The sequence below is a fragment of the Mycobacterium sp. NPDC006124 genome (assembly GCF_040614235.1).
Taxonomy (GTDB): domain Bacteria; phylum Actinomycetota; class Actinomycetes; order Mycobacteriales; family Mycobacteriaceae; genus Mycobacterium.
In genome coordinates, this window is record NZ_JBEXUA010000012.1 from 93,977 (window position 1) to 118,330 (window position 24,354).

A 24,354-nucleotide genomic window follows, 5' to 3' on the forward strand; every position below is an offset into this window, starting at 1 on the left:
CGGTACCCTCGTCACGATGTTCGAAACGACCACCAAGCAACTGATGGGCTGGGGGCGCACTGCGCCGACCGTCGCCCGGGTGCTGTCGACGCCAGATGCCGGGACCATCGTCGAAGCCGTCACCAGTGCCGACGGCCGCGGCATCGTCGCGCGCGGGCTGGGGCGCTCCTACGGCGACAACGCCCAGAACGGCGGGGGCCTCGTCGTCGACATGACGGCGCTGCACCAGATCCACTCGATCGACCGCGACACCCACCTGGTGGACGTCGACGGCGGGGTGAACCTCGACCAGTTGATGCGCGCCGCGCTTCCCCTGGGACTGTGGGTGCCCGTGCTGCCCGGCACCCGTCAGGTGACCGTCGGCGGGGCGATCGCGTGCGACATCCACGGCAAGAACCACCACAGCGCCGGCAGCTTCGGCAACCACGTTCGCTCCATGGAACTGCTGACCGCCGACGGCCGGGTGCGCCACCTGACCCCCGACGGCGAGGACGCCGCGCTGTTCTGGGCGACGGTCGGCGGCAACGGCCTCACGGGCATCATCCTGCGGGCGACCGTGGCGATGACCCCGACCGAGACCGCGTACTTCATCGCCGACGGCGACGTCACGCCCACCCTCGACGACACCATCGCGTTCCACAGCGACGGCAGCGAGAACGACTACACGTACTCCAGTGCCTGGTTCGACGCGATCAGCGCACCGCCGAAGCTGGGCCGGGCGGCGATCTCGCGCGGCTCACTGGCCCGTCTGGACCAGCTGCCCGAGAAGCTGCAGAAGAACCCGCTGAAATTCGATGCGCCGCAACTGCTGACGTTTCCGGACGTGTTCCCGAACGGGCTGGCCAACAAGTACACCTTCGGCCCGATCGGCGAACTCTGGTACCGCAAGTCGGGTACCTACCGCGGCAAGGTGCAGAATCTGACGCAGTTCTACCACCCGCTCGACATGTTCGGGGAGTGGAACCGCGGCTATGGGTCGGCGGGCTTTCTGCAGTACCAGTTCGTCGTGCCGACCGAGGCCGTCGAGGAGTTCAAGCGCATCATCGTCGACATCCAGCGCTCCGGGCACTACTCCTTCCTCAACGTCTTCAAGTTGTTCGGAGCGGGAAACCAAGCGCCGCTGAGCTTCCCGATCCCGGGCTGGAACATCTGCGTCGACTTCCCCATCAAGGCCGGCCTGCACGAATTCGTCACCGAACTCGACCGTCGGGTGCTCGAATTCGGTGGCCGGCTCTACACCGCCAAGGACTCGCGGACCACCGCGGAGACCTTCCATGCCATGTACCCGCGGATCGACGAGTGGATCGAGATCCGCCGCAGCGTCGACCCCGCCGGAGTGTTCGCCTCCGACATGGCCCGACGTTTGGAGCTCGTGTAAATGGTTTTCGATGCCGTCGGCAACCCCCAGGCCATCCTCGTCCTCGGGGGTACCTCCGAGATCGGGCTGGCCATCGCCGAGCGCTATCTGCGTGACGCCCCAGCGCGCGTGATCCTGGCCGACCTGCCCGATCACCCCCGCAAGGCGGACGCCATCGCCGCGATGAACTCGGCGGGCGCCAAGTCCGTGGAGTGGGTCGACTTCGACGGCGTCAAGACCGAGGATCACCCCGGAGTCATCGAGAAGGCTTGGGGCAACGGAGACGTCGACGTGGCCGTCGTCGCCTTCGGCCTGCTCGGTGACGCCGAGGAGCTGTGGCAGAACCAGCGCAAGGCCGTCCAGATAGCCGGAATCAACTACACCGCAGCCGTGTCCGTCGGCGTATTGCTCGGCGAGAAGATGCGGGCCCAGGGTTCCGGACGCATCATCGCGATGAGCAGCGCCGCCGGTGAGCGGGTGCGACGCTCCAACTTCGTCTACGGCTCCACCAAGGCCGGGCTCGACGGCTTCTACCTGGGCCTTGGAGAAGCGTTGCGCGAGTTTGGCGTTCGCGTCCTGGTCATCCGCCCCGGCCAAGTACGCACCAAGACCACGATCGACTACCTCTCGGCCACCGGCGCGAAGGAAGCCCCGATGACCGTCGACAAGGAATACGTCGCCGAACTGGCCGTCACCGCCTCGGCCAAGGGCAAGGACCTCGTGTGGGCGCCCGGCGCCTTCCGGTACGTGATGATGGTGCTGCGCCACGTGCCGCGGCCGATCTTCCGCAAGCTGCCGATCTGACGTCCGGCGGGCAGGAGCGGAGCGACCCGGGGATGAGTGTGCTTTCCACTGCGGGCCGGTCGGCGGCGGCCATGGTCTCCGCGGCGGCGATCGCGACCGTCGTCGCGAGCATCTCGCTGCTGGCGATCGCCCGGGTCGAATGGCCGGCGTTCAACTCGTCGAACCAACTCCATGCGCTGACCACGGTCGGCCAGTTCGGTTGCCTGGCAGGTCTCTTCGCCGCGGGCTGGCTCTGGCGCACCAATCGCCGCCTGATCGCCAGGGTCGTCGCGGTGGTCTTCCTCTCGGCCCTGTCGGCGGTCACCCTGGCGATGCCGCTGGGCGCCACCAAGCTCTACCTGTTCGGTGTCTCCGTCGACCAGCAGTTCCGCACCGAGTACCTGACGCGGTTCGCCGATTCCGCGGTGCCCCACGACATGACCTACATCGGCCTTCCGCCGTACTACCCGAGCGGTTGGTTCTGGTTGGGCGGCCGGCTCGCTCATCTGACCGGCACACCCGCATGGGAGATGTTCAAGCCGTGGTCGATCGTCTCGATCACCGTCGCGATCGCCGTCGCCCTGGCGCTGTGGACGCAGCTGATCCGGTTCGAACTCGCCCTGATCGTGGCCACCGCGACCGCCGCGGCCACGCTGGCCTACGCCCCCGCGGAGCCGTACGCCGCGATCATCACCGTCCTGCTGCCGCCGATCTTCGTCCTGGCATGGGCGGGCCTTCGGGCCGAGCGGTCCGGTGCAGGTGGCTGGGCGGCCGTCGTCGGCGTCGGGCTGTTCCTCGGACTGGCGGCGCTGTTCTACACGCTGCTGCTCGGCTACGCGGCGTTCACCGTGACGATCATGGCCGTGCTCGCCGCCGCCAGTCGGCGCAGCTGGCGGCCCGTGCTGCGGCTGGCCGTCATCGCGGTCATCGCCGGCCTCATCGCGCTGATCCACTGGGGTCCGTATGCCCTGGCCGCGTCGAGGGGGGCGCCGGCCGACAAGGGCACCGCCCAGCACTACCTGCCCGTCGACGGCGCCCAACTGACGTTCCCCATGCTCGACTTCACGCTGCTCGGCGCACTCTGCATGGTCGGCACGCTCTGGCTCGTGGTCCGCGCCCGCTCCTCGACCCGCGCGGGTGCACTGGCCGTCGGCGTGCTCGCCGTCTACGCGTGGTCGCTGCTGTCGATGCTGACGACCCTGCTCGGCACCACCCTGCTCTCGTTCCGGCTGCAACCCACGCTGACGGTGCTGCTGACGGCGGCCGGCGCGTTCGGCTTCGTGGAGGCCACGCTCGCCATCGGGGCCAGGTACACCCGCAAGACCAGCCAGCGGATCGTCACCGCCGGTGCCGTCGTCGGCGCGATCGGCGCGATCACGTTCACCCAGGACATCCCCGACGTACTGCGACCCGACCTCGTGGTGGCCTACACCGACACCGACGGCAGTGGTCAGCGCGCCGACCGCCGACCACCCGGGGCCGAGCAGTACTACCGGGAAGTCGACGCCACGATCGCCGAGGTCACCGGCCGCCCGCGCAACCAGACCGTGGTGATGACGGCCGACTACAGCTTCCTCGCCTACTACCCCTACTACGGCTTCCAGGGTTTGACGTCGCACTACGCCAACCCGCTCGCGCAGTTCAAGGAGCGGTCCGCGGCCATCGAGGGCTGGGCCACCATCACCAAGCCCGACCAATTCGTCGCCGCCCTGGACGGGCTGCCCTGGCAGCCGCCGACGGTGTTCCTGATGCGCCACGGCGCCAACGACACCTACACGCTGCGGCTCGCCAGCGACGTCTACCCGAATCAGCCCAACGTGCGTCGCTATCAGGTGGCGCTCGATGCCGCCCTGTTCGACGATCCGCGGTGGGCCGTGTCCGACATCGGACCGTTCGTCCTGGCGATCCGGCGATAAGTGATCATGACCAATGAGGGCCCGCCGAGCGGGGAACTATCATCTAGCCCCGTGAGCCGCGACGGAGATGCAGCCGGGGCCAACCACAGGACCGCCCGCCTCGTCGCCATCGTCGCCGGATTGCTCGGCTCGGTGCTTGCCATCGCGACGCCGTTCCTCCCGGTCACCCAGACCACCGCGGCCCTCAACTGGCCACAGAACGGCGTCATGCAGAGCGTGGACGCGCCGTTGATCGGCTACGTGCCCACCGACCTCACCGTGACGATCCCGTGTCGAGCCGCCGCCGGCCTGGTCGGCGCGGAGAACGCCAATCGCACCGTCTTGCTGTCCACCGTCCCCAAGCAGGCTCCCAAGGCCGTCGACCGCGGACTGCTCGTCGAACGCGTCGGGGGCGACCTGCTGGTCATCGTGCGCAACACCCCGGTGGTCAGCGCTCCGTTGAGCCAGGTGCTGAGCCCCGCGTGCCAGCAGTTGACCTTCACCGCACACGCCGACCAGGTCACCGCCGAGTTCGTCGGTCTGGTCGCCGGGCCGGAAGCCGACGGCCAGGCCAAGCCCGGCGACCCCCTGCGGGGCGAGCGCGGCGGCTACGACTTCCGCCCGCAGATCGTCGGCGTCTTCACCGACCTGTCGGGACCCGCGCCCCCCGGTCTGCAATTCTCGGCCACCGTCGACTCCCGCTACAGCACCTCCCCCACGCTCCTCAAGATGCTGGCCATGGTCGTCGGCATCGTCATGACCGTCGTCGCCCTTGGCGCGCTGCACGTCCTGGACACCGCCGACGGGATGCGTCATCGCCGGTTCCTGCCGCCTCGCTGGTGGTCGCTGAAGCCGCTGGACGGCGTCGTGGCCGCGGTGCTGGTGTGGTGGCACTTCGTCGGGGCCAACACCTCCGACGACGGATACATCCTGACGATGGCGCGGGTCTCCGAACACGCCGGCTACATGGCCAACTACTACCGGTGGTTCGGCACGCCGGAGGCGCCGTTCGGCTGGTACTACGACCTGCTGGCACTCTGGGCCCACGTCTCCACGGCGAGCATCTGGGTGCGCCTGCCGACGCTGCTGATGGCGCTGGCCTGCTGGTGGGTGATCAGCCGCGAGGTGATCCCGCGGCTGGGTCACGCCGTCAAGACCAGCCGTGCGGCGGCCTGGACCGCGGCAGGCATGTTCCTGGCGTTCTGGTTGCCGCTGAACAACGGCCTGCGACCCGAGCCGATCATCGCCCTGGGCATCCTGCTCACCTGGTGTTCGGTGGAACGCGGCGTGGCGACCAGCAGACTGCTGCCGGTCGCGATCGCGATCATCATCGGTGCGCTCACCTTGTTCTCCGGGCCGACCGGTATCGCCGCCGTCGGCGCGCTGCTGGTGGCCATCGGGCCACTCAAGACCATCGTGGCCGCCCACACGTCGCGCTTCGGCTACCTGGCGCTGCTCGCGCCGATCATGGCCGCCGGCACCGTCACCATCTTCCTGATCTTCCGGGACCAGACACTCACCAGCGAGCTTCAGGCCAGCGCGTTCAAGTCCGCCGTCGGACCCAGCCTGGCGTGGTTCGACGAACACATCCGCTACGAACGCCTCTTCATGGCCAGCCCCGACGGTTCGGTGGCGCGCCGCTTCGCCGTGCTCGCGCTGCTGTTGGCCCTGGCCGTCTCGCTGGCAATGTCGTTGCGCAAGGGGCGAATTCCCGGCACCGCCGCCGGACCGGCCCGCCGCATCATCGGCATCACGATCATCTCGTTCCTGATGATGATGTTCACCCCCACGAAGTGGACCCACCACTTCGGTGTGTTCGCGGGCCTGGCCGGGTCACTCGGCGCCTTGGCCGCCGTCGCCGTCGCCTCCGCCGCGATGACCTCGCGGCGCAACCGGACCATCTTCGCCGCCATCGTGCTGTTCATGACGGCGTTCTCGTTCGCCAGCGTCAACGGCTGGTGGTACGTGTCGAACTTCGGCGTGCCATGGTCGAATCAGTTCCCGCAGTACAAGTTCGGCTTCACCACCATCCTCTTGGGCCTGTCGGTCGTCGCATTGTTGGTGGCGGCCTGGCTGCACTTCACCGGCCGCGACGCGACGACCGACGAGCCCAGCAAGCCTCGGCGCTGGTCCTGGATCGCCAGGGCGCCGTTGACGATCGTCGTGTGGGCGCTGGTGGTCTTCGAGGTGATGTCGCTGACCGTCGCGATGGCCGAGCAGTACCCCGCCTGGTCGGTCGGCCGGTCCAATCTCGAATCGCTGACCGGCAAGACGTGCGGCCTGGCGACCGACGTCCTGGTCGAACAGGACCCCAACGCCGCCATGCTGGCCCCGGTGAGCGCCCCGCTGGCCGAGTCGCTCGGATCGTCGTCACAAGGCTTCGGCCCCAACGGGATTCCGGCCGACCTGTCGGCCGACCCCGTCGCCGAGCCACAGGGCAGCAACAACTTCGCCGACACCGACGGGTCGGTCGTCAGCGGCAGCGAGCCGGGCACCGAGGGCGGCACGACGGCCGCAGCGGGCGTCAACGGCTCACGCGCCCGGCTGCCCTACAACCTGAACCCCGCCACCACCCCGGTCATGGGCAGCTGGCGGGCGGGCACTCAGCAGCCGGCGCAGCTGCGCTCGGCCTGGTATCGACTGCCACCACGCGACCAGGCGGGCCCCCTGCTGGTCGTCGCCGCGGCCGGACGATTCGACGCCGGCGAGGTGACGATCCAGTGGGCGACCGACGCGCAGGCCGCGAGCGGACAGCCCGGCGGCAGCGTCGGATTCGGTGACGTCGGCGCCGTGCCGGCGTGGCGCAACCTCCGCGTCCCGCTGAGCGCGATCCCCAGCGAGGCCACGCAGGTGCGGCTGGTCGCCTCCGACCAAGACCTCGCACCCCAGCACTGGATCGCGGTGACCCCGCCACGCATCCCGTCATTGCAGACGCTGCAAGACGTCGTCGGGTCCACCGATCCCGTGCTGCTGGACTGGCTGGTCGGTCTGGCATTCCCGTGCCAGCGGCCGTTCGGCCACCAGAACGGCGTCACCGAGGTACCCAAGTGGCGCATCCTGCCCGACCGCTTCGGCGCCGAGGCGAACTCACCCGTCATGGACTACCTCGGCGGTGGACCGCTGGGCATCACCGAGCTGCTGGTGCGTGCCGTACCGGTGCCGACCTATCTGAAGGACGACTGGTTCCGCGACTGGGGCGCCCTGCAGAAGCTGACCCCGTGGTATCCCAACGCCGAGCCCGCGCGGCTGAACCTCGGCACCGCCACGCGCAGCGGATTGTGGAGTCCCGGACCTCTGCGTTTGAGCTGAGGCCCGCATGGCGGCGCAGCGCACACGAGTGCGTCGCCTAGCATCGAACCTCGTGCCCGCCCGGACCCTACGACTCATCGCGATCGTCGCGGGGGCCCTGGGACTCCTGCTGTGCGCTCTGACGCCCCTGCTTCCCGTCAAGCAGACGACGGCCACGATTCAATGGCCGCAGGGCGTCGGGACCGACGGTCTGATCACCGACGTGACCGCCCCGCTGGTCTCCGGTGCACCTCTCGCGCTCGACGCGACCCTCCCCTGCCGGACGATGTCGACCCTGCCCGCCGCAGGTGGCGTCGTCCTCTCCACGATCCCGGACGGGGGCATCGACGCCGGCCGCAACGGTCTGTTCGTCCGGGCCACCGCCGACAGCGTCATCGTCGCGTTCCGTGACACGGTCGCCGCCGTCGCGCCACGGACGGCCGTGGCCTCCGGAGCCTGCAGCTCGCTGCACGTATGGGCCAACGTGGGCGGCGTGGGCGCGGACTTCGTCGGCATCCCCGGCGCGACCGGCACGCTCGCACCGGAGAAGAAGCCCCAGGTGGCCGGTCTGTTCACCGACATGAAGGTCCCCGCCCAGCCCGGATTGTCGGCACGCGTGGACGTCGACACCCGCTTCATCACCTCCCCCACCGCGCTGAAGACCGCGACGATGATCCTCGGCGTACTGGCCACCGCCGCTTCGATCGTCGCGCTGGCGCTGCTGGACCGCTCGGACCGACGCGTCACGGGTGCCTGGCGTCGGTTCTGGCGGGCAGGGGTCGCGACGTGGCTCGCCGACGGCGCCGTGATCGGCACCCTTCTGCTCTGGCACGTCGTCGGCGCGATCTCCTCGGACGACGGGTACAACCTGACCATCGCGCGGGTGTCCGGGGACGCCGGCTACGTCGCGAACTACTACCGCTACTTCGGTGCGTCGGAAGCGCCCTTCGACTGGTACCCGTCGGTGCTCGCGCATCTGTCGGCGATCAGCACCGCCGGGGTGTGGATGCGGCTGCCCGCCACGGTGGCGGGCCTCGTCACCTGGCTGCTGCTGAGTCGCTGGGTGCTGCCGCGACTTGGGGGTCGGCTGGCCGCCAACCGGGTGGCCGTCTGGACCGGCGCCGCGGTCTTCCTCGCCGCCTGGCTGCCCTTCAACAACGGGCTGCGCCCGGAACCGCTCATCGCCCTCGGCGCCCTGTCGGCGTGGGTGCTCGTCGAGTACGGGATCGGTACGCGCCGCGCGTGGCCCGCCGCGGTGGCGATCGTCGTCGCGATGTTCAGCGTCACGCTCGCCCCGCAGGGCCTGATCGCGCTCGCCCCGCTGCTGGTCGGCGCCCGAGCCATCGTCGCGAACGTCCGCAACCGGCGGACCGGCCTGCTGGCCCCGCTGGCCACCTTCGCCGCGTCGCTGTCGGTGGTGTTCGTGATCGTGTTCCGCGATCAGACACTCGCGACGGTCGCCGAATCGGCGCGCATCAAGTACACCGTCGGCCCGACGATCTCCTGGTACCAGGAATTCCTGCGCTACTACTTCCTGACCGTCGAGGACAGCGTCGACGGTTCCCTCACCCGCCGCTTCTCGGTGCTGATCCTGCTGCTCTGTCTGTTCGGGCTGCTGGCGGTGATGCTGCGCCGCGGCAGCCTGCCCGGTATGGCTACCGCACCGGTGTGGCGGCTGCTGGGCACCACCGCGGTCGGGCTTCTGTTGCTGACGTTCACCCCGACCAAGTGGGCGGTGCAGTTCGGCGCGTTCGCCGGACTGGCCGGCGCGCTGGGCGCCGTCACCGCGTTCACCTTCTCCCGCGTCGGGCTGCACAGCCGACGCAACCTCGCGCTCTACGTCACGGCCCTGCTGTTCGTGTTGGCGTGGGCGACCTCGGGCATCAACGGCTGGTTCTACGTCGGCAACTACGGCGTGCCGTGGTTCGACAAGCAACCGGTGCTCGCGGGCCACCCGGTGACGTCGATGTTCCTCGGACTGGCCATCCTCAGCGGCCTGCTGACCGGCTGGCTGCACTTCCGCATGGACTACACCGGGCACGTCGAGGTCGAGAACACCCGCCGCAACCGGGTGCTGGCGTCGACGCCGCTGCTGGTGGTCGCGACGCTGATGGTGCTGCTCGAAGTTGGCTCGATGGTCAAGGGCGCCGCCGCGCGTTACCCCACCTATACGACCGCCAAGGCCGACGTCGAAGCGCTGGCTGGCGGCCTAGGGGCGACCAGCTGCGCGATGGCCGACGACGTGCTCGTGGAGACCGACCCGAATGCCGGCCTCCTGCAACCCGTCTCGGGTCAGCAGGTCGGCCCCGACGGGCCGCTGGGCGGCGTCGACCCGCAGGGCTTCACGCCAAACGGGGTCAGCGACAGTCTGCTGCCGCCCGAACCCGTCACCGCCAACCCTGGCACCGTGAACTCGCCGGGATCTGCCGACAAGCCCAACGTCGGGATCGGCTTCTCCGCCGGCACCGGCGGCGGTTACGGCCCCGTGGGCGTCAACGGCTCCCGCGTCTTCCTTCCCTTCGGTCTCGACCCGGCCCGGACCCCCGTCATGGGCAGTTACGGCGAGAACACCGCGGCCGCCAAGGCGACGTCGGCCTGGTACGAGTTGCCGCCGCGCACACCGGACCGGCCCCTGGTCACCGTCTCGGCGGCGGGCGCGATCTGGTCGGTCGACGAAGAGGGCGACTTCAACTACGGCCAGTCCCTGAAACTGCAATGGGGCGTGCGCAATCCGGACGGTAGCTTCCGAGCGCTGGCGGCGGTGGAGCCCATCGACCCGCTGGTGCCGCAGCGGGCCTGGCGCAACCTGCGCTTCCCGCTGGCCTCGGCGCCGCCGGAGGCCAACGTCGCCCGCATCGTCGCCGACGACCCGAACCTGTCCACCGACCAGTGGTTCGCGTTCACGCCGCCACGCGTGCCGGCCCTCGAGTCCGCCCAGCAATTCCTCGGGTCGACGACGCCGGTGCTGATGGACATCGCGACTGCGGCCAACTTCCCGTGCCAGCGTCCCGCCTCGCAGCATCTCGGGGTGGCCGAACTGCCGGACTACCGAATCCTGCCCAACGCCAAGCAGGTCGTGGTGTCGTCCAACCAGTGGCAGTCCGCCGACGACGGCGGACCCTTCCTCTACATTCAGGCGCTGCTGCGTACGTCCACGGTCCCGACGTACCTGCGCGGTGACTGGTACCGCGACTGGGGCACGATCGAGCGCTACGACCGCATCGTGCCGGTCTCCAGCGCGCCGCAGGTCACCGTCGACCAAGGCACCGAGACGGTGCTGGGCTGGACGCGACGCGGACCCATCCGAGCCCTGCCACTGGAGACGGACAAGTGAGGACTACCCGCTGGGTGGCGATGGTCGCGGGCCTGATCGGCTTCGTGCTGTCGGTGCTGACCCCGCTGCTGCCGGTCGTGCAGACCACCGCAACGGTCAACTGGCCGCAGGGCGGTCAGGTCGCCGACGTCACCGCCCCGCTCATCACGCTGACGCCGGTCACCATGACGGCCACCGTGCCCTGTGACGTGTTGCGCGACATGGCCAATCGCGGCGGCGGCACCGTGCTGGGCACGGCTCCGCCCAACACCAAGGACGCGGCGCTGAACTCGTTGTTCGTCAACGTCAGCGGAAAGCTGAACGATCAGCGGGTCACCGTCACCGACCGCAACGTCGTCGTGGCGACGATGCCGATGTCCCGGGTCCTGGGCCGCGAGTGCACCCGGTTGGAGATCACCTCCTCGGAGGCGGGCACCTTCGCCACGTTCCCGGGGATGAGCGATCCGGCCGACCCGCAGAAGGACTTCCGCTCCGGTTTCGTCGACCCCAATCTGCGACCCAACTTCGTCGGCATCTTCACCGATCTGACCGGGCCTGCGCCGCAGGGACTCTCGGTGTCGGCGACCGTGGACACCCGCTTCACCACCAAGCCGACCGTGCTGAAGCTCGGCGCGATGCTGCTGGCCATGGTGGCCACCGCGATCGCACTGGTTGCGCTGTGGCGCCTCGACCAGCTCGACGGCCGCCGAATGCAGAGGCTGATCCCGTCGCGGTGGCGCACGTTCTCGGCGACGGACGTCGTGGTGGTGTGCGGGTTCCTGGTCTGGCACGTCATCGGGGCCAACTCGTCGGACGACGGCTACATCCTGCAGATGGCCCGGGTCGCCGATCGTGCCGGCTACATGTCCAACTACTTCCGGTGGTTCGGCAGTCCCGAGGACCCGTTCGGCTGGTTCTACAACGTGCTCGCCCTGATGACCCACGTCAGCGATGCCAGCATCTGGATGCGACTGCCCGACTTGATCTGTGCGTTGATCTGCTGGCTATTGCTGTCTCGCGAGGTGCTGCCCCGGCTCGGCCCGTCGGTGGCCTCGAGCCGGTCGGCGACGTGGGCCGCGGGTCTGGTGCTGATGGCCGCGTGGATGCCGTTCAACAACGGTCTGCGCCCCGAGGGACAAATCGCCACCGGTGCGCTCATCACCTACGTGCTCATCGAGCGGGCCATCATCTCCGGCCGGCTCACCCCGGCCGCACTGGCCATCGTGTCGGCCGCGTTCACCCTCGGCATCCAGCCGACCGGCCTGATCGCCGTCGCGGCCCTGCTGGCCGGCGGACGACCACTGCTGCGCATCCTGGTGCGCCGCCACCGCGTCGTCGGCACCTGGCCCTTGGTGTTACCTCTGCTGGCGGCGGGCACGATCATCCTGACCGTCGTCTTCGCCGACCAGACGTTGGCAACGGTGCTGGAGGCCACCAGGATTCGTACCGCGATCGGCCCAAGCCAGGCGTGGTACACCGAGAACCTGCGGTACTACTATCTGATCCTGCCGACGGTCGACGGTTCGCTGTCGCGTCGCTTCGGCTTCATGATCACGGCGCTGAGCCTCTTCACGACGCTGTTCATCATGCTGCGCCGCAAGCGCGTTCCCGGCGTCGCCCGCGGGCCGGTGTGGCGACTGGCCGGAATCATCTTCGGCACCACGTTCTTCCTGATGTTCGCTCCCACCAAGTGGGTGCACCACTTCGGCCTCTTCGCCGCCGTCGGTGCGGCGATGGCGGCCGTGGCGACGGTCCTGGTGTCACCCCTGGTGCTGCGTTCGGCGCGCAACCGGATGGCCTTCGTCGCGGCGCTGCTGTTCGTGACCGCGCTGACCTTCTCGAGCACCAACGGCTGGTGGTACGTCTCGAGTTACGGCGTGCCGTTCAACAACGCGATGCCGAAGATCGGCGGAGTGACGATCAGCTCGATCTTCTTCGTGCTCTTCGGCATTGCCGCGTTGTGGGCGTTTTGGCTGCACTTCAGCCGCGACCGCTCCGAGAGCAAGGTGGTGCGCTGGGTGACCGCGGCGCCGATACCGATCGTCGCGGGCTTGATGGTCGTGGTGTTCGTGGCGTCGATGCTGGTGGGCGTGGTGCGGCAATACCCCACCTATTCCAACGGAGCCTCCAACGTGAAGGCGTTCGCCGGTGGCTGCGGTCTGGCCGACGACGTGCTCGTCGAACCTGATGCCAACGCCGGCTTCCTGGCGGCGCTTCCCGGCAACTACGGGCCGCTCGGGCCGCTCGGTGGCGTCGGCGCCGTGGGCTTCACCCCCAACGGCGTTCCGGACCACATCGTGGCCGAGGCCATCCGCAGCGACCTGCCGACGCCGGGCACCGACTACGACTGGGACGCTCCGGTCAAGCTGTCGAGTCCGGGCGTGAACGGGTCGACGGTTCCGCTGCCGTACGGCTTGGACGCCCGGCGGGTGCCTTTGGCGGGCTCCTACGTCAACGGGCCTGCGCAGCAACAAAGTCGGCTCACCTCGGCGTGGTATCAGTTGCCCGCCCAGGATTCCGCCCACCCTCTGGTCGTCGTCACGGCCGCGGGCAGCATCACCGGCAACAGCATCTTCAACGGCCGCACCGAAGGCCAGCGCGTCGAATTGGAGTACGGCAGAACGGGTCCCGGCGGTCAGCCGCAGGCCGCGGGTCGCGTGACGCCATACGACATCGGGCCGATCCCGTCGTGGCGCAACCTGCGCTTCGACCGTTCGCAGATCCCGGCCGACGCCACCTCGGTGCGGATCGTGGCCGAGGATCTCTCGTTGACGCCGGGTGACTGGATCGCCGTCACCCCGCCGCGGGTGCCCGAGATGAAGACCGTGCAGCAGTACGTCGGCTCCACCGAACCGGTGCTGATGGACTGGGCGGTCGGCCTGGCCTTCCCGTGCCAGCAGCCGATGCTGCACTCCGACGGGGTCACCGAGGTCCCGAAGTTCCGGATCACGCCGGATTACAACGCCAAGCGCAAGGACACCGACACCTGGCAGGACGGCCTCAACGGCGGCCTGCTGGGGATCACCGATCTTCTGCTGCGCCAGAATCTGATGGCGACCTACCTGAATCACGACTGGGGCCGGGACTGGGGCTCGCTGCGCAAGTTCGACACCGTCGTGCAGGCGCAACCCGCTCAGATCGACCTGGGCGCGGCGACCCACAGCGGGTTGCACTCGCCGGGCAAGATCCGCATCAAGCCCTAGACGTTCGGACTCCGGCCATGGCCGGACCTGACGTACACCACCCTCGTGCGCAGCACGACGTCCTGCACCGAGCGGCGCCGGCGGTCGACGGCGACGAGCGCCAGACCGATCGGGAACACGACGTACGCCACGGCGCGCACGACGGCGACCGGTGCCGACACCCGGCCGGACCGTCGACCTACGACGCGCAGTCCCATCACTACTGCGCCCGCCGTGCAGCCGGAGCTGACCCAGCAGCCGGCGAGATACAGCACCGCCACCGCGAACGACACCGCCGTCGAGAAGAAGGCATTGGGCGCAGGGAAGCGAAACGCCGTGGGCTGCAACACGAATTGGGCCAAGGCAACCCCGAGGTACAGCACGCCGACGATGACCCCCGCGACGACTAGGTCGACGAACGCGGCCACGCCCCTGCTGACGATGCCCGCGACCTCGAGGTCTGCCGAGTCGAGGTCCACTGCGCCGCCTTGGGCGCGGCTCACCTCGGCTCCCGACTACGCCCGAGCATCCGGTCGACGAAACCGGAGACCGCGTCGTCGGCGCGTTGCCCCTGGGTTCGGACGTCGGTCATCACCTCGGCGGTCACCGAGTTCGTGGACTCCCGGATGATTCGCGGCAGGTCGACCCCCTCGATGATCAGGTTCGCCAGCCCGAGGAGGTCGATGCGGGCGATGATCGCGTCGAGGTCGACGTCAGCGGCTATCGCGTCGACGTCCACCCGCTCGCGCACCAGGGCCGTGAGGTCGATCTCGTCGAGAACGAGGCCCACCACCTGAGAACCCACGGTAGACACCGTCGCGCGCAGCTGCCTGAGCACCTCTTCTCGACCGCGACGCACGTGCTCACCGACGAGCGGCACGCCGTCGAAGAGTGCGAGCAGGTCGGGCATCTGAGCATCGTAGTGTCGGGGGATGTCCGACCGCATCAAGCTGGGAGACGCGACCGTGAAGCGGGTCGTGGAGTGGGGGTTCGACCTCGGCACGGAGTTCTTCGGCCTCACCCCCCCGGGCGCGTGGGAGGACGAGGCCGGGCTCCTGGTTCCCACGTTCTTCGATCCGGCCGTTCGGCGGTGGCGGATCGCCGTGCAGAGCTGGGTGGTGGAGGTCGACGGGTTGACCGTCGTCGTCGACACCGGCGTCGGCAATGATCGCCAGCGATCGCACATGCCCCCGCTGGCGGGCCTGAGGACCGACTTCCTCGGGGCTCTGGAGCGCGCCGAGGTGGCCGTCGACGAGGTCGACGTGGTGGTCAACACACACCTACACACCGACCACGTCGGCTGGAACACCCGGCTGGTCGACGGCGAGTGGGTGCCGACGTTCCCCAACGCGCGCTACCTGATGCCCGAGGCGGATTACCGCTTCTTCGCGCCGGACGGACCCGGCGCCACCGAGGGGTCGCGAATCGTGTTCGGCGACAGCGTGTTCCCGGTCGCCGATCAGATGCAGTTGTGGTCCGACGACCTCCAGATCAGTGAGTCGCTGCGGCTGCGCCGCGCCGCCGGTCACACCCCGGGATCGTCGGTGCTGTGGCTCGACGCAGGTATGCCGGCGGTGTTCGTGGGCGACATGTCGCACTGCCCGATTCAGATCGCCCGGCCCGACGACCCCTGCGGATTCGACGTCGACGCCGCCGCGGCCGCGCTGACCCGTAAACGCGTCTTCACCGAAGCCGCCCGGTCGCGCGCGGCTGTGATCCCAGCGCACTATCCCGGCCACGGCGGCGCAACACTGGTGGCGCGCGGTGACCGGTTCGAGGTCGACGAGTGGCTGAACTTGCCGGGAATCTAACGATTCTCGTACTCTGCGTTGCGATCGCGTTCGCGGTGGATGCGGGTGGCGCGGGCCTGTTCGCGGGTGGTCTTGCGGTGGGGCATGGTCAGACCGGCGGTGTGAGCCACGGGCACCCCGGTCGTGGTCACCGGTGCGGTGGGTGCGCTGAGTTCGGGGAACAGCAGTCGGCTGCCCGGTGTGGTGGTGTGGGTTCGGCCGTCGGGCGCGGTCCACAGAACGGTGCCGTCGCCGAGTTACCGTTCCCGCCAACCGCTTTGGCCGCCCCAAAACGTCTTGAGCAAGTGGTGCCGGCGGCATAGGCATGTGAGGTTGGACGCCGCGGTCGGCCCGCAGGGCCACGGAATGGTGTGGTCGAGGTCGCAGTGGGTGGCGGGTACCTGGCAGCCCGGGAAGCGGCACGTCATGTCGCGGCAGCGGATGAAGTCGGCCAGCTTCTTCGACGGCCGGTACCGGTGTTCGGGTGGGGCAAGTCCCGGGTGCACGATCCGGGTGCGGGTCGCCCCGGCGGCGGCGCGGCAGGCGATTGCGCCGGGGATGAGTTGCCCGCCCATCAGCGCCGCGGGCCGCAGCTTTGCGACGTATCCGGGTGTGGGGGTGAGCGCCTCGGTCAGGGTGAGGTCACCCAATGGTTTGGTGAACAGGGGTGGTTGGTCGCCGTCGAGGGCGGTGCGCTCGTCCCGTGGGAGGGCGGCGCCTGAGTCGGCGTCGGTGTCCTCGGCCTTCAACTGGTGCGTCTGCGTCTGCGTCTGCGGCAGGCGTCGGTTCCGGCGCCGGTGTTGGGGCGCGCGGTTCCGGCGTGGAATCGGTCGGCTCGGGGAGTGTGTCCTGGCTGGCGATGACGTAGACCACCACCCCGGGCACCGGCGGGTTCTGCGCGGCGTCACACGACTCCAGGCCGCACAGACGCCGCAGACGGTCCCAGCCCTGACCGATGGCCCCGTAGGCGTCGGCGCGACGTTGAGCCCTGGTCCGCGGATCAGCAGAACACACCGTCGCGGCGAACAGATCCAGGCGGGCGGTGAACGCCTTGGCGTCGGTGACGAACACCGAGGCAAGCACACTGGCCAACCCACTGCCGTCCTCGATGCTCATCTCCACGGAACGGTCCCGGGCCTTGGTCTGCGTCCGACGCACCGCGTGCGGGTCGACCGATGCGACGACTGCGTCGACCTTCTTGTCCAGGGTGGCCACCGACATGGATTCGCCACCGGACAACGCGTCGGCCAGGAACGCGTCCAGCACCCGCAGCGCGTCGGGGTCGATGACCAGTGCCCCACGCTGCACGACGGTCCGGAACACCTCGTAGGTGATCAGTCCCTCGGCGAAGACCGCGGCCACCCGGGGGAACCGTTCGTGCAGGGAGACCGCGATCAGCAACCGGTTCGCCCCCGCGCCCGGGGTGATGGACAACGCCGCCCCGACGTGGGCGGCGACGGCGTCGAAGTCGTCCACACACCACTGATCCCGACTCGCCGACCCGGAGGCGGCATAGGCCTCCTCGAGCATCGCGGCCATCGCCGCGACCCGCCGCGCGCACGCCGCGGACTCCACCCGGGCCACGCCGACGCCGCCCCGGCACCCGAGGTGCCAGCCGCGGCATCCACCAATAAATCGAACACATGTTCGATGGTATTCGGGCTATCAGAGCCCCGCAAGACCCGGCGAGCTACCTGTGGATAACTCCGGCCAGGGAGGTCAGAGTGGCGTCAAACCATGCTTGCGCAGCACCTTGTTGCGGCTCTGCTTGTCCCGCAGCAGCTGCATGGACTTGCGCAGCAACAGACGGGTCTCGTGCGGCTCGATGACGCCGTCGATGTAACCGCGCTCGGCGGCGATCCACGGTGTGGCCAGATTCAGGTTGTAGCCCTCGATGAAGTCCGCGCGAATCTTCTGCACCTCGGGTGCGGTCGGATCCGGGAAACGCTTCACCAGAAGCTGCGCAGCACCCTCGGCGCCGATCACGGCGATGCGGGCAGTCGGCCACGCGAAGTTCAGATCCGCGGACAGCTGCTTGGAACCCATCACTGCGTAGCCACCGCCGTAGGCCTTGCGGATGACGAACGTCACCTTCGGCACGTCCGCCTCGACGATGGCGTTGAAGAACCGCCCGCCGCGCTTGATGATGCCGCCCTTCTCCTCCTCGAGGCCAGGCATCGCGCCCGGCGTGTCGACGACGAACACCAGCGGCAAGTTGAAGGAGTCGCAGAAGCGGATGAACCCGGCCGCCTTGTCGGACGCCTCGTTGCCCACGGCGCCCGCGTTGTTCAACGGCTGGTTGGCGATGACGCCGACGGGATGCCCGTCCACCCGCGCGAAGGCGGTGATCATCGACGGGCTGCGCTGCTCGGCGATCTCGAAGACGTCACCGTCGTCGAAGATGCGCAGCAGGATCTCGTGCATGTCGTAGGCCTGGTTGTCCGAGTCCGGCACGATCGTGTCGAGCTCGAGGTCCGTCGGCGTGAGTTCGGGTTCCAGCCCAGGATTGACGATCGGCGGGCTGTCGAAGTGGTTGGGCGGCAGGAAGCTCAGGTAGTCGCGCACGTACTGGTAGGCCGCGCTCTCCGACTCCACCACCTTGTGGATGTTGCCGCGCTGGGCCTGCACGTCGGCGCCGCCGAGCTCGTCGAAGGTGACGTCTTCGCCGGTGACGTCCTTGATCACGTCGGGCCCGGTGATGAACATGTAGCCCTGGTCGCGCACGGCGACGATGAGATCGGTCTGGATCGGCGAATACACCGCTCCGCCAGCGCACTTGCCGAAGATCAGCGAGATCTCCGGCACCAGGCCGCGAAGCATCTCGTGGCGCCGGCCAAGCTCGGCGTACCACGCCAGCGAGGTCGCGGCATCCTGGATGCGGGCGCCGCCTGAGTCGTTGATGCCGATGATCGGGCAGCCCACCATGGCCACCCACTCCATCAACCTGGCCACCTTGCGGCCGAACATCTCCCCGACCGAACCCTGGAACACCGTCTGGTCGTGGCTGAACACGCCCACCGGACGACCGTTGATCGTGCCGTGCCCGGTGACGACGCCGTCGCCGTAGAACGCGTTGGGATCACCGGGAGTGCGGGCGAGCGCACCGATCTCCAGGAAGCTGCCCGGGTCCAGCAGATCGTAGATCCGGGCGCGGGCGCTGGGGATGCCCTTCTTGTCGCGTCGGGCCTTGGCCTTCTCGTCGCCGGGATCCTTGGCGAGCTCCAACCGTTCACGGAGCTCGGCGAGCTTCTCGGCGGTGGTGTGGGCTCTGCTGGCGACGGGGGCCACTTCCTGGGTCACTTGTGCTCGCTCTCGATGCGGTTGATCGCCTCACTCATGTGCGCGCCGACCTTCGCAATGTACGGCTCGTCGATGGCCTGAATGTGCTCGCCCCCGATGTGCACGACCTCGAGATCTGAGACGAACTCACCCCAACCGCCGTCGGGCTGCCGCGTCGAGTAGGCAGGCTCGAAGGTGATGGCGTCGTCGTGATAGCGGTCGGCCATGTAGAGCGTGACGTGCCCGTCGTAATCCTTGATGTCGGCGACGTCGAGTGCGCGCTGATCGAGGTACGACGTGCGCTGGTGCTCGATGATCCCGCCCGGGATCTGCACGCCGGAATCCTTGACCGCGTTGAGGACGAACTCGACCTGCCCGGCGTCGTCGAGGTTTTCGAGCTCCTCGTAGGGGATCGCCGGAATCTGCACGTTGAAGGTCTTCTCGGCGAACTTCGCGTAGCGGTCCCAGCGGGCCCTGGTGCCCTCCGTCGACGTGTCGATCGGCTCGCCGGGTCGCACGCAGTCGATCAGGCCGACGAACCGTACGTCGGCACCGGCCTCCTTCAGGCCGATCGCGCAGGCGTAGGACAGTGCCCCACCCAGCGACCAGCCCGCGAGGATGAACGGCTTGCCGGTCTTGCCCTCGGTCCAGCCGTTGAGCTCCAACAACTTCGGGACGTACTGGGCGGCCCGCTCCTCGATGGTGCCCTCGACCCGCTCCAGTCCGATCATCGGCACGCCGGCGGGCAGCCGCTTGAGCAGCGGCTCGTAGACCACCGTCGAGCCACCCGCGGCGTGGAACACGAACACCGGAACGTCGCTGTCGTGCTCGGCCGCGCGGATGGTCCGGACGAACCCGTCCAGCTCACCGGCTTCGAGGAACTCGCGCACTGTGGAGGCCAGCTCCTCGATGGTCTGCGCCTTCTTGACGTCCTCGGCGGTGATCGTGCCCTCGGCGCGCTCCGACAGGCGTTGCGCCATCTTCTGCGCTTCGGAGTCGGTCAGCTCGCGCAGCGAGTTGAAGATGCCGCCCGGCGACTTCCCGGTGACGATCGCCCACGTCGCGAACGTCACGCGTTCGGCGGCGTCACGCGGCGGCACGTCGGAGTTCAGTGCCTCCGAGATCGCCTGCTGGTTCAGCACCTGTGCCGCACCGGCCAGGTTCGGCGTCTTCGCCGCGGCTGCCGGGCCGGTCGGGTTGCTCGGCGGCGGTGGCGGGGGCGGGACGATCCCGGCCGTCTCGATCGGCGCGGGTGGCGGAGCGGGAGCTTCACTCTCCACGGGGATCTCCGCCTCGGCGGCCTTCTTGGTGAGCATCTCCTCGAGCTCGGCGACGGTGGTCGCACCGCCCATGAGCTCGGCCTGCGCGGCGGCGATCTCCTCGTCGGTCTGCGTCTTCTGCACCTCGGCGAGCTGATCCACCTCGTCACGGTGCTCGATGGCGTACTCGATCAGCTTCTCGACGGCGTAGAGATTGGCGTCGCGCACCGCGGTCAATTGGATTGGCGGCAGGTCGAAGTCGTACTCGACGCGGTTCTTGATCCGGACCGCCATCAGCGAGTCCAGACCTAGCTCGATGAGCGGCACCTCCCAGGGGAGGTCCTCGGGCTCGTAACCCATGGCGCTGCCGACGATGGTGCCGAGCCGCTGCGAGATGGTCTCGCCCGACTCGGGTGACCACTTGGCGAAGCCGGCCGCGAGCCCCGCTCCGGCAGTGAGGTTGTCCTGCAGGATCGCGGCGTCATCCTCGGGCTCGGGCTCGTCGACCGGAATCGGCTGAGCCACTGCCACTTCGGCGACGGCCGTACCGGCTCCGACCGCGGTCGGCAACGACGTCGCCTGACCGCCGCGCGTCACGATGGCGTCGTAGACGAGCGTGAACGATTCATCGACGCGGGCGTGAACCTGCACCGTCGCCCCGCCCGGGTGACGCGTCAACGTCGTCACCAGTCGCGCGTCGTCGGCCGGAACGGCCCGCTGCTCGTAAGCGGTCAGCTTGGCGTCCGGAAGTACCTGTACCGCAGCGGCCTTCACCAGGGCGGCCAGATCGGTGGTGGCGCGCGGGGAGTACTCCCAGACGTGGCGACCGTCCGGCATCGCGACGTGCGTACCCGGAACGACGTTGGAGCCGTCACCGGAGAAGCGAACGTCGAGCCAATGTGGCTTGCGCTTGAACCGCGTGGGCGGAATCTCGGCGTACTCACCCCGGGGGAACAGGGTGCGGAAGTCGAGGTCGTGACCGTGGGTGAACAACTGCGCCATGGCCGTGGTCATCGAGTCGACCTCGTCCTGCTTGCGAGCCAGGGTTGCGACGAGCTGCGCGTCGTGCAGACCAGCCGATGCCGTGGTCAGCCCAACCTGCATGAGCGCCACCGGATTTGGCGCCAGTTCGAGGAACGTGGTGTGCCCGTCGTCGACGGCGTTGCGGATGCCGTGTGTGAAGAAGACGCTGTGGCGCAGCCCCTTCTTCCAGTAGTCGACGTCGTGGATGGGTTCGGCACTCGCCCGAACCAGGCTGCCTTCGTGGACGGTCGAGTAGTACGCCGTCTTCAGCGGATGCGGTTGAATGCCCTGGATCTCCGCCGAGAGCTCACCGAGCAGCGGATCCATCTGCTGGGTGTGACTGGCGCCCTTGGTCTGGAACTTGCGGGCGAACTTGCCCTCCGACTCCGCGCGGGCGATGATCGCGTCGATCTGCTCGGGCGGGCCGCCGATCACGGTCTGCGTGGGCGCCGCGTAGACGCACACCTCGAGACCGGGGTAATCGGAGAAGACCGTCTTGATCTCGTCGGCGGAGTACTCGACGAGCGCCATCAGGCGGATGTACTCGCCGAACAGCATCGCCTCGCCCTCGCCCATCAGGTGGGCCCGCGAGCAGATGGTGCGGGTGGCGTCCTCCAGCGACAGACCACCGGAGAAGTAGGCCGCCGCGGCCTCCCCGAGCGACTGACCAATCACCGCACCGGGTTTCGCGCCGTGCGCTCTGAGCAGCTCGCCGAGGGCGATCTGGATGGCGAAGATCACCGTCTGCACCAGTTCGATCGGGTACTCGCAGGTCTCGTCGGTGTAGTCGACGGCGTCGTCGAGGATCAACTCGACGATGGAGTAGCCGCGCTCGTCTTGAATCAGCGCGTCGACCTTGTCGATCCACTCGGCGAAGACCGCGTCGCGCAGGTACAGGCTCTTGCCCATCTTGCGGTGCTGGGCACCGAATCCGGCGAACACCCAGACGGGTCCGCTGGTGACGGGTCCGTCGGCGGAGATTACCAACGGCGACTGCTTGCCCTCGGCGAGCACCCGCAGTCCCTTGACTGCCTCGTCGTGGTCGTGGGCGAGGATCACGGCGCGCGAACGCCCGTGGTTGCGTCGCGAGAGGGAGCGACCGATCGACTCCAGCGACGAGGACCGGCCTTCCTCGCTGTCGATCCAATCCGCCAGCTCGGCGGCGGTGGCACGCTTGCGCGAGGTCAGGAAGCCCGAGACCGCCAGGGGGACCAGGGGTTTGGTGGGCGTCTCGACCTCGGCGGCGGCGAGCGCTTCCCGGGCCGCCTCCAGCAGACGCAGTGCGTCGTCGGTCAGACCGGGCAGCTCGAGCTCACCATCGTGAGCCGACGCCGACGCCCCGAACTCGCCCATGAAGTCGTCGCCGTGGTCGTCGTCGTCGTCGACCAGAACCCCGCCGACGTACGCGGCGTTGGCGTCGGACTTCTCCTCACGCACGACCACGTCGGCCACCGGCTCCGGTTCGACGAGGTCGGAGGGCAGCACCTCGCGCACCACCAGGTGGGCGTTGGCGCCGCCGAAGCCGAAGCCCGACACACCGGCGATCGCGTGACCGCTGTAGCGCGGCCAGTCGGCGACGACGTCGTTGACCTTGATGTTGATCTTGTCGAAGTCGATATACGGGTTGGGTCCCGCGTAGTTGATCGACGGCGGCAGCTTGTCGTTCTTCAGCGACAGCGCCACCTTGGCCAGGCTGGCCGCGCCAGCGGCCGACTCCAGGTGTCCCACATTGGACTTCACCGCACCCAGCAGCGCCGGCTTGTCGGCAGCGCGGCCCTTGCCGATGACCCGGCCCAGGGCGTCGGCCTCGATCGGGTCGCCGAGGATGGTGCCCGTGCCGTGCGCCTCGACGTAGTCGACGGTGCGCGGGTCGATTCCCGCGTCCTTGTAGGCCTTGCGCAGCACGTCGGCCTGCGCGTCGGGGTTCGGAGCCAGCAGACCGTTGGAGCGGCCGTCGTGGTTGACCGCACTGCCGGCGATGACGGCCAGGATCTCGTCACCGTCACGGCGGGCGTCGGCGACCCGCTTGAGCACCAGCATGCCGCCACCCTCGGAGCGGGCGTAGCCGTTCGCGTCCGAGGAGAACGACTTGATGCGCCCATCGGGGGCCAGCACGCCGCCGACCTCGTCGAAGCCGATGGTGACCAGCGGGGTGATCAACGCGTTGACGCCACCGGCGAGCACCACGTCCGCGTCACCGGCCCGCAGCGCCTTGACACCCTCGTGCACGGCGACCAGTGACGACGAGCAGGCCGTGTCGATGGCCATCGACGGTCCGCGGAAGTCGAAGAAGTACGAGACGCGGTTGGCGATGATCGAGCTGGTCGTTCCCGTGATGGCATAGGGGTGGGCGACCGAGGCGTCCGAGACCGACAGGAAGCTGTAGTCGTTGTTCGACGCGCCCACGAAGACGCCGACGGTCTCACCGCGCAGGCTGGACGCCGGAATCCTGGCGTGCTCCAACGCTTCCCACGTCAGCTCCAAGGCCATCCGCTGCTGCGGGTCGATGTTGTCGGCCTCCATCTTCGACAGCGCGAAGAACTCGGAGTCGAAACCCTTGATGTCGGACAGGTAGCCACCGCGGGTGTGCGCCCGGGCCACGCGCTCGGCGATCCTGGGGTCCCCGAGGAACTCCTCCCACCGGCCGTCGGGCAGGTCGGTGATGGCGTCGACGCCGTCGAGCAGGCCGCGCCACATCTCGTCGGGGGTGTTCAGGTCACCGGGGAACCGCGTGCCGATGCCGACGATGGCGACGTCGATCTCCGCGGAGTCGACGTCCGTGGTGCGCGACCAGTCGTAACCCTCGTCGACGACGCTCTCGTCCTCGGGATCGCCCTCGACGATGACCGTCGCAAGCGACTCGATGGTCGGGTTCCGGAACAGGACCGTCGCCGTGAGCGTGACGCCGGTGAGGTCCTCGATGTCACTGGCCAGCGACACCGCATCGCGCGACGACAGGCCCAACTCCACCATCGGAGCGGACTCGTCGATGGCGCCGGCGGGCTGTCCGGTGGCCTCGGCGATCCAGTTGCGGAGGAACTCGCGCAACTCGGGGATCGTCTTGTCGGTGCGAGCCGGCCCGTCGTCGGGCTTCGACGAACCGTCCCCGGCGGGCGATGGCGAATTGTCGTCGGATTCAGTCATATTCACAGTCACTTTCGCCGAGGTGCGGCCTGGGGTGGACC

Annotated in this window: 14 protein-coding genes; 7 read left to right on the plus strand and 7 right to left on the minus strand. The window is 68.8% G+C overall.

Annotated features, from left to right (window positions below):
* The first annotated feature begins 16 nt into the window (after positions 1–16).
* The 6 genes from ABZ195_RS22120 to ABZ195_RS22145 are packed head-to-tail and all read left to right on the plus strand — an operon-like array spanning position 17 to position 13,839.
* The gene (locus ABZ195_RS22120; RefSeq protein ID WP_355221544.1) at positions 17–1,378 is read left to right on the plus strand and encodes an FAD-binding oxidoreductase; all 1,362 of its coding nucleotides are present in this window, start codon (positions 17–19) and stop codon (positions 1,376–1,378) included.
* Complete coding sequence (locus ABZ195_RS22125) at positions 1,379–2,161, plus strand: decaprenylphospho-beta-D-erythro-pentofuranosid-2-ulose 2-reductase (RefSeq protein WP_355221545.1); 783 nt, start codon at positions 1,379–1,381, stop codon at positions 2,159–2,161.
* 32 nt (positions 2,162–2,193) lie between these two features.
* Positions 2,194–4,056, plus strand: a complete 1,863-nt coding sequence (locus ABZ195_RS22130; RefSeq protein ID WP_355221547.1) for a galactan 5-O-arabinofuranosyltransferase — start codon at positions 2,194–2,196, stop codon at positions 4,054–4,056.
* Between the two features lie 6 nt (positions 4,057–4,062).
* Positions 4,063–7,344, plus strand: coding sequence for an arabinosyltransferase domain-containing protein (locus tag ABZ195_RS22135; RefSeq protein ID WP_355221549.1), 3,282 nt, complete (start codon positions 4,063–4,065; stop codon positions 7,342–7,344).
* Between the two features lie 52 nt (positions 7,345–7,396).
* The gene (locus tag ABZ195_RS22140) at positions 7,397–10,657 is read left to right on the plus strand and encodes an arabinosyltransferase domain-containing protein (RefSeq protein WP_355221550.1); all 3,261 of its coding nucleotides are present in this window, start codon (positions 7,397–7,399) and stop codon (positions 10,655–10,657) included.
* A 20-nt stretch (positions 10,658–10,677) separates the two neighbouring features.
* Positions 10,678–13,839, plus strand: a complete 3,162-nt coding sequence (locus tag ABZ195_RS22145) for an arabinosyltransferase domain-containing protein (protein WP_355221673.1) — start codon at positions 10,678–10,680, stop codon at positions 13,837–13,839.
* Here the strand turns inward: ABZ195_RS22145 and ABZ195_RS22150 are convergent.
* Positions 13,836–14,321 (minus strand): RDD family protein, encoded by a 486-nt coding sequence (locus ABZ195_RS22150; RefSeq protein WP_355221552.1) that lies wholly within the window; start codon positions 14,319–14,321, stop codon positions 13,836–13,838. The genes ABZ195_RS22145 and ABZ195_RS22150 overlap by 4 nt on opposite strands.
* The gene (locus ABZ195_RS22155; protein ID WP_355221554.1) at positions 14,318–14,728 is read right to left on the minus strand and encodes a hypothetical protein; all 411 of its coding nucleotides are present in this window, start codon (positions 14,726–14,728) and stop codon (positions 14,318–14,320) included. Before ABZ195_RS22155 ends, ABZ195_RS22150 begins: the two co-directional genes overlap by 4 nt.
* A 22-nt stretch (positions 14,729–14,750) precedes the next feature.
* Between ABZ195_RS22155 and ABZ195_RS22160 the strand changes: the two genes are divergently transcribed.
* Positions 14,751–15,629, plus strand: coding sequence for an MBL fold metallo-hydrolase (locus ABZ195_RS22160; protein ID WP_355221556.1), 879 nt, complete (start codon positions 14,751–14,753; stop codon positions 15,627–15,629).
* Here ABZ195_RS22160 and ABZ195_RS22165 read toward each other — a convergent pair.
* From ABZ195_RS22165 to pks13, 5 genes are all read right to left on the minus strand, one after another.
* Positions 15,626–15,760, minus strand: coding sequence for a hypothetical protein (locus ABZ195_RS22165; RefSeq protein WP_355221558.1), 135 nt, complete (start codon positions 15,758–15,760; stop codon positions 15,626–15,628). The genes ABZ195_RS22160 and ABZ195_RS22165 overlap by 4 nt on opposite strands.
* Positions 15,761–15,865: 105 nt before the next feature.
* Positions 15,866–16,258 carry an HNH endonuclease signature motif containing protein gene (locus ABZ195_RS22170; RefSeq protein ID WP_355221560.1) on the minus strand — a complete coding sequence of 131 codons (393 nt, stop codon included), beginning with the start codon at positions 16,256–16,258 and terminating at the stop codon, positions 15,866–15,868.
* Positions 16,251–17,192, minus strand: coding sequence for a DUF222 domain-containing protein (locus tag ABZ195_RS22175; protein WP_355221562.1), 942 nt, complete (start codon positions 17,190–17,192; stop codon positions 16,251–16,253). The genes ABZ195_RS22170 and ABZ195_RS22175 overlap by 8 nt, the downstream gene beginning before the upstream one ends.
* 135 nt (positions 17,193–17,327) lie before the next feature.
* Positions 17,328–18,896: an acyl-CoA carboxylase subunit beta gene (locus ABZ195_RS22180; RefSeq protein ID WP_355221675.1), complete on the minus strand. Its 1,569-nt coding sequence runs from the start codon at positions 18,894–18,896 to the stop codon at positions 17,328–17,330.
* 8 nt (positions 18,897–18,904) lie between these two features.
* Positions 18,905–24,313 (minus strand): polyketide synthase Pks13, encoded by a 5,409-nt coding sequence (pks13, locus tag ABZ195_RS22185; RefSeq protein ID WP_355221564.1) that lies wholly within the window; start codon positions 24,311–24,313, stop codon positions 18,905–18,907.
* Between the last annotated feature and the right edge of the window lie 41 nt (positions 24,314–24,354).